This window comes from Clostridium guangxiense (genome assembly GCF_021043395.1).
Taxonomy (GTDB): Bacteria; Bacillota; Clostridia; order Clostridiales; family Clostridiaceae; genus Clostridium_S; species Clostridium_S guangxiense.
The window spans coordinates 254,513-265,213 of record NZ_JAJNKE010000002.1; the positions used below are offsets into that span (position 1 = coordinate 254,513).

Genomic DNA, 10,701 nt, shown 5'->3' on the forward strand with positions numbered 1-10,701 from the left:
TTTTTGTTCGTAGTTTACTTATACAAGAACAAAATGAATATTTTTACATAAAAATTATAAAACTTACAATGTGAAATCATTTGCATACATTCGTAAAATAAAAATATGTATAAAATATAGGTTATTTTATTATTAATGTTGAAAAAAAATTATCGATATGTTAATATATTATCAATAAGATTAAAGCGTATATTTATTACTGTGAATAAATATGCTAAAATAAAAATAACTAGGGGGCAAAAAAAATATGAAATCAAAGGTAGTTAAGACGTTAATAGCTGCGTTGACATGTACAATCATGGTTACTTTTTCTGCTTGTGGAGGGGCGACATCAAGTAGTTCAAGTAAGAGCGGAAATGCTAAAAAAATTGTTAATATCGGTATAATGAATGCACCAAGTGGGTTTAACGCACTTGATTCATCGGATTCAGCTCAAAATTATATGACAGAAGTACTATTCAGACCATTACTTGAACTTAATTCCGACTTAAAGTTCATACCATCATTAGCAGATTCTATAACAACAACTGATAACAAAACTTTTGTTGTAAAATTGAACAAGAAAGCTAAATGGACAGATGGAAAAGCAGTAACAGCAGATGATGTTATGTTTACTCTTAATCTTATAACAAATCCTAAGGTATCAGCAACAATTGCGTCAAAGTTCAATATATTAGCTGGATTAGATGCAAGTGGTAAAAACACTTCAGGTAGTGATAGTTTTGATGGAGCTAAAAAAGTTGATGATCATACTATCAATCTTGTTACAAAACAACCAGTTGATATAACTGTATTCAATGATTTAGTTAGTCAATATCTAAAAACTGTTCCTAAACATGTGCTTCAGTCTACATCACTTGATCAAATGTTTAAAGCATCTTTCTTCCAGAATCCTACTGTAACAGACGGACCATTTAAATTAGTTACATATAAAAAAGACCAGTATGTACAAATGGCCGCTAACAAAGATTACTTTAGAGGAACACCTAAGCTTACACAGCTTAATTTCAAGATAATGCAGAGTACTGAAATAACAGTTCAACTTCAAAGTGGAGAAATTGACATGAATGAACCTAATATAGGGATTGTTCCTATTGATGACATTGATAAGATAAAGGCAATGAAAAATATAGCTTTTAATCCGGACAAGCAATCCAATACACTTCAAACATTAGAGATAAATACTACCACTGTAAAAGATCCAAAAGTTAGAAAAGCTATTTCATATGCTATAAATAGAGAGCAAATAGTTAAAAACCTTCTAAAAGGTTCAGGAGAAACAGTTGTTGGTCCATATACTCCATCAAGTAAGTTCTTTGATAAGAGTGCTGGCTTTGGCGGATATGATCCAGCAAAAGCAAAAGAATTGTTAAAAGAATCAAATTGGGATTCAAGTAAGGTGCTCAAGTTTAATGTACCTACAGGAAATACGGTTCGTGAACAGGCAGCAAATATAATAGCACAAAATCTTCAGGATGTAGGAATCAAAGCGCAGATACAAAAATATGATTTTGTTACAAGTTTATCTCTTGGTAAAAAACATCAATTTGATTTATATATAGTTGGACTTAATATTGACGTTGTTAACCCAGATATTTCTTCATATATATCAAGTGGTCAATTGTTAAACTTAAGTGCATATAACAACAAACAATTAGATGATTTATTAGAAAAAGGTAAAGTTACTGTAGATCCTACAGAGCGTACTAAGATTTACAATCAAGTTCAAGAAATATACGCTAATGACATGCCTGCACCAGGAGTATATTGCCCTATAGATCAGGGAGTTTATAACAAGAGAGTAATTTATGGAAAGCCAAGTTCTTTTGGAATGTATGCAGAACTTGAAAAATGGGATGTAAAATAAAAAGTAGCTTATTCTATAATTGGTGGTGAAATAATATGGATGATTTGCTCAAAGTTAATCATTTGAAAACGGCATTTACAATAGAGGGAAATGAAGTTATTCCAGTTGACGATGTTAGTTTTGACCTAAAAAAGGGAGAAACTATTGGAATAGTTGGAGAATCTGGGTGTGGAAAGAGTGTAACCTCTTTCTCTCTCATGAGACTTCTTGGTAAAAACGGAAAAATAAAAAGTGGAGAAGTAATATTTGAAGGAGAAGACATAGCTAAAAAAAGTGAAAAAGAAATGCATGAACTTCGCGGAAATAAAATGTCTATGATTTTTCAGGAACCTATGACTTCTTTAAATCCTCTTTTTACAATTGGAAATCAAATGATGGAAGCTATAATGCTTCATTTAAAAATGGACAAGAAAGATGCAAGAGAATATGCAATAAAGATGCTTAAGGAAGTTGGAATACCAAGAGCAGAAGAGATAATAGATGATTATCCACATACTCTTTCTGGAGGAATGAGACAAAGAGTAATGATAGCAATGGCTTTATCATGTAAGCCTAAACTTCTTATTGCAGATGAACCTACAACAGCACTTGATGTTACAATACAGGCTCAAATACTTGAGCTTATTAAAAAATTACGTGAAAATTATGGAATGTCTGTAATGTTAATTACTCACGACCTTGGAGTAATATCAGAAATGGCTGATAAAGTTATGGTAATGTATGCTGGACAAGTTGTTGAAGAAACAGATGTATTTACGTTGTTTGATAATCCAGAACATCCATATACATTGGCACTTATGAATTCTATACCACAAATAGATGATACTGATGATAAAGAATTACAATCTATTCCTGGAGTAGTTCCTTCACTCTCTAAAATGGTTAGTGGGTGTAGATTTCATACAAGATGTTCAAAAGCAACAGAAAGATGCAAATTAGAAGTTCCAGAACTTAAAAAAATAAAGGATGGGCATTTTGTAAGATGCTTTTTAGTTGAAGATAAGATGAAAAAGAGTGGTGAAGCGAATGAGTAATGCAGAAGTTAATAAAAAAGTAGAGCCGTTAATTGAAGTTAAAAATTTAAAGACTTATTATCCTATAAAAAGAGGAATAATTTCTAGAACAGTAGGATATGTAAAAGCGGTTGATGGAATTAGCTTTAAAATATATCCTGGTGAAACATTGGGACTTGTTGGAGAGTCAGGTTGTGGTAAATCTTCAATGGGAAGAACTCTTATAAAGCTAGAGCATCCTAATGAAGGAGAAATTATTTTTGAAGGTCAGGACATTGCCAAATATTCAAATAAAGAAATGCTAAAAATGCGTTCTGATATTCAAATCATATTTCAAGACCCATACTCGTCACTTAATCCACGTAAAAGAGTAAGTGATATATTATCAGAACCACTTAAAGTTCATAATACTGTTCCAGCAGATCAAATTTCTAAAGAAGTCGATAGGTTACTTGCAAGTGTTGATTTGCAAAAAAGTGCTAAAAATCGTTATCCTAATGAGTTTTCAGGAGGGCAGCGTCAAAGAATAGGAATTGCAAGAGCATTAGCGCTTAAACCTAAATTTATCATTTGTGATGAGCCAGTTTCAGCACTTGACGTTTCAACTCAAGCGCAGGTTTTGAACTTGCTTAAGGGACTTCAAAAGGAATATAATTTGACATTTTTATTTATTGCTCATGGACTTGGAGCTGTGAAATATATAAGTGATCGTATAGCAGTAATGTATTTAGGAAAAATTGTTGAGATTGGGGCAACAGATGAAATTGTTAACAATCCACAGCATCCTTATACAAAAGCGCTTTTAAGTGCGTATCCAGTACCGAATCCACATTTAAGGGGAAAAAAGAGAGTTATATTGGAAGGTGATGTGCCAAGTCCTGCAAATCCACCAAGTGGATGCAGATTCCATACACGTTGTCCTTACGCAAAAGATATATGCAGTAAAGAAGAGCCAGAATTAAGAAACGGTGATCATGCGGTAGCATGTCATTTAGTGTAATTAATTAAAAAAGGAGGTTAGTTCTGTGCTAAATTACATTATTAGACGTTTAGGTATAGCTTTAGTGGTATTGTTTGGTGTTACTATAATTAGTTTTGCAATAATTAACATGGCACCAGGAAGTCCACTTGATTCAATAGTAGATCCACATATGACAGCTTCAGACCTTGCAGCTAGAAAGGCAGCTCTTGGTTTAAATAAGCCATTATACGTTCAATATATAAGTTGGCTTCAAAATTTATTACATGGTAATATGGGGTATTCATTAACAACCTTTAGACCCGTATCACAAATTATTGGAGAAAGAATTTTACCAACATTAGAACTCATGGGGGCATCGTTAATACTGGGAATTATTATAGCAATTCCACTTGGAATTTTAAGTGCAACTAAGCAATACTCAGTGTTAGATTATATTTGTACATCAGGTTCTCTTTTAGGAATATCAATGCCTACATTTTTCTTAGGTCTTGCGTTAATTTATATATTTGCATTAAAATTTCATCTTGTTCCATCAGGTGGAATGGTTACTATTGGAAATGAAACAGATGTTGTTGATAGACTAAAGCATCTTATTCTTCCAGCTATTGTTCTTGGAGTTAATACAGCAGGATTGTTTGTAAGATATGTAAGATCAAGTATGCTTGAAATTTTGGAGCAGGATTATTTAAGAACCGCAAGGGCAAAGGGAGTAGTTGAGCGTTTGGTAATAGTAAAACATGCTCTTCGTAATGCACTTATTCCTATTGTTACTATTATAGGACTTCAAATTGCAACTTTGCTTGGTGGTGCATGTATAACAGAACAGATCTTTTCATGGCCAGGAATAGGGCAGCTTACAATTCAATCTATAATGAGTCGTGATTATTCAACAATAATGGGATTAAATCTTTTAGCAGCAGTAATGGTTTTACTTGCCAATCTATTAACTGATATTGTTTATTCTGTTGTTGATCCAAGAATTAAATATAGCTAAGGGGTGATATTAATGTCTGAAGTTAAAACTGAAGTTGAAAATAATGCTAATTCTTTAATTCTTGAATCGGTCCAAAATGAAGAGGAAGAGAGCTATATAAAAGCTGTAGTTCATAGATTTTTAAAACACAAACTAGCTGTTGCGGGTGTTGTGGTTATGGTTATATTGGCTATATGTGCGATTTTAGCACCTGTAATTGCGCCACAAAATCCATATAAAGTTACTAATATATTTAGTGGAGCACCAAGTGCTGAGCATATTCTTGGTACAGATAAGGTTGGAAGAGATGTTTTGAGCCGTCTTATATATGGAGCTAGAGTATCTTTGATAGTTGGTATAGGAGCGGTATCAATAAGTGCCATAATTGGAACTACATTAGGTCTTTTGTCCGGTTATGCTGGTGGATGGCTTGATATGGTAATAATGAGAATAACAGATATGTTTATGTCATTCCCTCAAATGATGCTTATAATGGTAATTGTAAGTATTGTTGGACCAAAGCTTTCAAACCTTATAATTGTACTTGGATTTTTAGGCTGGCCATCAATAGCCCGTTTAGTTCGAGGAAGCACACTTTCTGTAAAAGAAGCTGACTACATAAAATCTACAGTGGTGTTAGGGTTTAGTACACCTAGAATATTATTTATGCATATACTCCCTAATATATTTGCACCAGTTCTTGTAAATATAACTTTTGGAATAGCAAATGCAATAATAATGGAAGCATCACTTAGTTTCTTAGGATTGGGAGTTCAGCCACCTACAGCAAGCTGGGGAAATATGCTTACAGATTCTCAATCTATATCTGTTTTAACATCACAACCTTGGCTTTGGATACCACCTGGTATAATGATAATAATAAGTGTTTTGGCTGTTAACTTCATTGGTGATGGTATGAGAGATGCACTTGATCCTAAGAAATTCAGATAGTGTGAAATAATTATTTTTCAGTATGTTAAATAAAATTCATAAATCTAAAGTCCAAATTTTAAAAAAATCTAAAAACTTTAAATAACTCGCTGACTCTCAGACAAATTTAAAGTTCTAAGATTTTTTAAAAATTTGGACTAAGATTTATATAATTTTATTTAAATGTACATTCAAAACAATTATTTCACACTAAGCGGGATTAAGGAAAAATTTTCTCCGTTATACTACGAAAAATTGGGGCGAACAAATATCTTTTGTAGTGGCGAGAAAAAATCTAAATGTTTTCAAAATTCTAAATTAAAAAAATTCAGCACTAAGTTTAAGACTTTCTGTAGTGAAACGGAAGAAAGTTAACCTTAACTGTGAACTGTGCATTGTGAATTGTGCACTGAAAAAGTATTAATTGTAAAGCTTTGATAAACATATTTTAAAGCTTTCAGCCTATTTATACATAGTATGGAATATAAGGAGGGCTATTTACGATAGATTCAGAAGAGGTTTCAAAATTAGTTGAAGATAAAAAGAGTGAATTCATATATGCAAATGATGAGATATGGGAATTTGCAGAGACAAGATTTCAGGAATATAAATCTAGCGAGCTTTTATGCGACGTATTACAAAAAGAAGGTTTCACTATTACAAAAGCTGTAGCCAATATTGATACAGCTTTTGTTGCTACATTCGGAAGTGGAAAGCCTAAGATTGGTATTTTAGGCGAATTTGATGCTTTATATAATCTGAGCCAAAAATCGGATACGGATGTAAAGGAGGCAATTATTCAAAACGGAAATGGGCATGGCTGCGGACATAATGCCTTAGGGGCCGGTGCACTTGCTGCAGTTGTTGCGGTAAAAGATTATATGATTAAAAATAATATTAAAGGAACTATATGTTATTTTGGATGCCCAGGAGAAGAAGGTGGCTCAGGAAAAGCATATATGGCAAGAGAAAAAGTTTTTAATGATGTGGATGCTGCTTTCACATGGCATCCAGCGGATGTGACAGGAGTAGTTGAGGGCAGTTCACTTGCAAATATACAAGCATATGTTAGATTTTATGGGAAAAGTGCTCATGCAGCAGCTTGTCCACATTTAGGAAGAAGTGCTTTAGATGCAGTAGAACTTATGAATGTTGGAATAAATTATTTAAGAGAACATGTAATAGAGGATGCAAGAATGCACTATGCGCTTACCAATGGTGGAGGACTTTCACCAAATGTTGTTCAAGCATTTGCAGAAGAACTTCTTTTGGTAAGGGCACCTAAGATGTCACAAACTAAAGAGATATATGAACGTGTTAAGAATATAGCCAAAGGTGCAGCACTTATGACAGATACTAAAGTAGAAATAATATTTGATAAAGCGGCTTCAAATGTTGTTGTCAATGATACCTTGAGTAAAGTTATGTACGAAAAACTTTTGGAACTAGGACAAATAAAATTGACTAAGAAAGAAGAAGAGTTTGCTAAAAAGATTAAAAATACATTAAGTGATGAAGAAAAAATAACTGATAAAGTTATGATGGACTCTATAAAAGAGTACAAGTTTACAGAAAAAGCTGCGCCAGAATCAACAGATGTTGGTGATGTGAGTTTTGTTGTTCCAACAGCTCAAATTAATACCTCTTGTTGGGTGCTCGGAACAGCCGGACATTCTTGGCAGGTAGTTGCTCAAGGGAAATGCGGTTATTTACACAACGCTATGATTTTAGCTGGTAAAGTTATGGCACTTTCAGCATTAGAGCTTTTTGAAAATAATGAGATAATAGTTAAGGCAAAAGAAGAATTGAAGGAAAGATTAAATGGTGAAGAATATATCTGTCCTATACCTTCTTATATAAAACCGCACTTGACGGTCAAATAAACTTTAATATAGTTATCACAATATAAAAATATTGCGAAGTAATAACTAATTTTTTTCGCCTAAAAAAAAGGCGAAAAAGCTAAGGGTGAAGGGTTTTAACTTGCTCTGCTCGCTAAAAGGTGAACTTTTTTACCTTCAGTAAAAAGTTAATGATGATTTTCTTACGTTTTACTACAGAAAATCTTTAATTTATTTATTTTTCCGTAGCGAAGAGGAGGAAAAATCACCTTAACTTTTGGCTTTAGACGAAAAGTTCACCTTTGACGTGCAAAGCATCGTCAAACCCTTCACTTTTCATATAAGTGAAAAAGTTAGTCTTTTAACGAGCAAGGCAAGTTAAAACCCTTAACTCGAATTAGTTCGCAATATTATTAGAGTGTAAAATTATATACGTGTAAATAAATTTAGGGGGGCTGTTATTAATGAGTACTTTAGAAAAGGCAAAAGAGATAAAAGATTGGATAGTTGAAATTAGAAGAGATTTTCATATGCATCCGGAACCATCCTTTGAAGAATATCGTACATCAAATGCTATAGAAAAAAGGTTAGAGGAACTTGGTATTGAAGTAAAACGTATAGGAAAAACAGGATTATTAGGTACAATTGTTGGAAAAGAATCTGGAAAGGTAATTGCGCTTAGAGCAGATATAGATGCTCTTTCAGTAGAAGAAGAAACAGGGCTTCCTTATTCTTCACAAAATCCTGGCTTTATGCATGCTTGTGGCCATGACACTCATGCTGCAATGCTTTTGGGAGCGGCTAAAATTATATCTGCAATGAAGGATGAGCTTAAGGGAACTGTTAAATTTATATTTCAACCAGCTGAAGAAGCTAATGGTGGAGCAAAATCAATGGTCGATGGAGGCGTTTTAGAAAATCCAAAGGTAGACATGGTAGTTGGTATGCATATATTTTCAATGCTTGACAAGGGATACATAGTTGCTCAAGAAGGAAGTTTTATGGCTTCGGTTGATCAGTGGAAATTAAATATAAATGGTAAATCTTGTCATGGATCTTCTCCTTGGGAAGGACATGATGCTATAGTTTGTGCGGCTGCTATAATAAATGGACTTCAAACTATTGTGAGTAGAGTAAATGATGCAAGAAATCCAATAGTTATAAACATAGGAACAATGAATGCTGGAGAAAGATTTAATGTTGTTCCTGGAAAAGCTGTACTTACAGGTGCAAATAGAACATTTTCTCAGTATTCAAGAGAAATGATGCCAAAGTGGATGAAAAAAATTATAAAAAGTACTTGCGAAGCATATGATTGTGCTTATGATTTTGAATACTTATGGGGCTGCAATATAACTGAGAACAGTAAAGAGGTTACTGAATTTGTTAAAAAATCTGTCTCAAAAATTGTTGGCGAAAATAAAGTTATTGGCGCTGATAAAATAATGGGTTCAGAGGATTTTGGAGAATACTCAAGTAAGGTGCCAGGAATGATTATGATATTAGGCGGTGGAAATAAAGAAAAAGGAATTTGCTATTCACAGCATTCAAATCATTTCATGATAGATGAAGAAAGTTTACCTATAGGTGCTGCAAGTTACGCTCAAGTAGTAGTGGATTTCTTAAAATAATTGAGCTTTGCTTTAAATAAGTGTTGTTCTTTAAACCTATTTAAAGCAAAGCTTCCTTTAGTTTATTTAGCTGTGTAAAAAGGCTAACTGGTGAAGTATATATCTGGATCGTTACTGAAGATGCGAAACCTAATAAGTAGAGAGGTGGAAATATTATGGGAATATTAGATAAAGCAAATGAGATAAAAGAATGGATTGTTGAGTTAAGAAGAGATTTTCATATGTATCCAGAGCCATCCTTTGAGGAAATAAGGACCTCTGGAATAGTTGAACAAAAGCTTAAAGAAATGGATATTGAGGTTAAGCACATAGGTAAAACAGGAATTGTAGGAATACTTAGAGGAGATAAACCTGGAAAGGTAATAGGACTTCGTGCAGATATGGATGCACTTTCAGTATATGAAGAAACAGGATTGCCATTTGCATCAAAAAAAGAAGGATTTATGCATGCTTGTGGTCATGATTCTCATATATCAATGTTGCTTGGAGCTGCAAAAATTTTATCAAATATGAGAGATAAAATCAGTGGTACAGTAAAATTTATTTTTCAACCTGCTGAAGAGGCTGCTGGCGGAGCAAAAGTAATGATTGCTGGCGGAGCCCTTGAAAATCCTAAGCTCGATATGATATATGGTATGCATATAGCATCTGCTGTTGAAGTTGGAAAAGTAATTGCTCAAGAAGGGCAGTTTATGGCCTCTGGTGATGAATGGAAATTGATTATAAGTGGGAAATCATGTCATGGGTCTTCACCTTGGGAAGGTCATGATGTAATGGTATGTACTGCAGCTGTAATAAATGGACTTCAAGCAATTGTAAGTAGAGTAAATGATGCTAGAAATCCAATTGTAATAAATATAGGAACAGCTAATGGAGGAGAAAGATTCAATGTAGTGCCTGGAAAAATGACACTTACGGGAATGAATAGAACCTTCACTGAATATTCAAGAAAAATGATGCCAGAGTGGATGAAAAAAGTAATCAAAAGTATTTGTGAGTCCTATGATTGTACTTATGAATTTGAATATAAATTAGGTTTTGAAGTAACTATAAATGATGATAAAGTTACAGAGTTTGTAAAAAATTCTGTGAAAAAAATAGTTGGAGAAGATAATATACTTGGAGCTGAAAAAGGCATGGGTTCGGAAGATTTTTCAGAGTATTTAAAATTGGTTCCAGGAATGATTATGATGCTTGGTACGAGAAATGAAGAAAAAAATTGTGTTTTTCCACAGCATTCAAATCATTACTTAATTGATGAAGATAGTCTTCCTATAGGAACAGCCTGCTATGTACAGGTTGCAATAGATTACTTGGTAGAAGAAAATTAAATAGGATAGATGGAGAAACTGAAATGTTAAAATTACTAATATTTAATTCATATTGGCAAACTGGAATTTGTCGAGCACTATAGTGAAGGGTTTTAACTCACTTCGTTTGTTAAAAGACTAAGGTTTTCGCTAT

Annotated in this window: 8 protein-coding genes; all 8 read left to right on the top strand. The window is 33.3% G+C overall.

Annotated elements, in window-relative coordinates:
* Positions 1–247: 247 nt before the first annotated feature.
* The 8 genes from LQK79_RS03010 (at position 248) to LQK79_RS03045 (ending at position 10,568) form a co-directional block, all read left to right on the top strand.
* A complete protein-coding gene (locus LQK79_RS03010; RefSeq protein ID WP_231015484.1) occupies positions 248–1,867 on the top strand; it encodes an ABC transporter substrate-binding protein in 1,620 nt (539 codons plus the stop codon).
* 35 nt (positions 1,868–1,902) lie between these two features.
* Positions 1,903–2,901: an ABC transporter ATP-binding protein gene (locus LQK79_RS03015; protein ID WP_053242425.1), complete on the top strand. Its 999-nt coding sequence runs from the start codon at positions 1,903–1,905 to the stop codon at positions 2,899–2,901.
* Positions 2,894–3,880 (top strand): ABC transporter ATP-binding protein, encoded by a 987-nt coding sequence (locus tag LQK79_RS03020; protein ID WP_231015485.1) that lies wholly within the window; start codon positions 2,894–2,896, stop codon positions 3,878–3,880. The genes LQK79_RS03015 and LQK79_RS03020 overlap by 8 nt, the downstream gene beginning before the upstream one ends.
* 25 nt (positions 3,881–3,905) lie before the next feature.
* The gene (locus LQK79_RS03025; RefSeq protein ID WP_231015487.1) at positions 3,906–4,856 is read left to right on the top strand and encodes an ABC transporter permease; all 951 of its coding nucleotides are present in this window, start codon (positions 3,906–3,908) and stop codon (positions 4,854–4,856) included.
* Between the two features lie 12 nt (positions 4,857–4,868).
* Complete coding sequence (gene opp4C / locus LQK79_RS03030) at positions 4,869–5,786, top strand: oligopeptide ABC transporter permease (protein WP_053242424.1); 918 nt, start codon at positions 4,869–4,871, stop codon at positions 5,784–5,786.
* 551 nt (positions 5,787–6,337) lie between these two features.
* Positions 6,338–7,648: a M20 family metallopeptidase gene (locus LQK79_RS03035; protein WP_231015498.1), complete on the top strand. Its 1,311-nt coding sequence runs from the start codon at positions 6,338–6,340 to the stop codon at positions 7,646–7,648.
* Between the two features lie 422 nt (positions 7,649–8,070).
* The gene (locus LQK79_RS03040) at positions 8,071–9,237 is read left to right on the top strand and encodes a M20 metallopeptidase family protein (RefSeq protein ID WP_231015488.1); all 1,167 of its coding nucleotides are present in this window, start codon (positions 8,071–8,073) and stop codon (positions 9,235–9,237) included.
* Positions 9,238–9,392: 155 nt separating this feature from the next.
* Positions 9,393–10,568: a M20 metallopeptidase family protein gene (locus LQK79_RS03045; RefSeq protein ID WP_231015489.1), complete on the top strand. Its 1,176-nt coding sequence runs from the start codon at positions 9,393–9,395 to the stop codon at positions 10,566–10,568.
* Positions 10,569–10,701 lie beyond the last annotated feature (133 nt).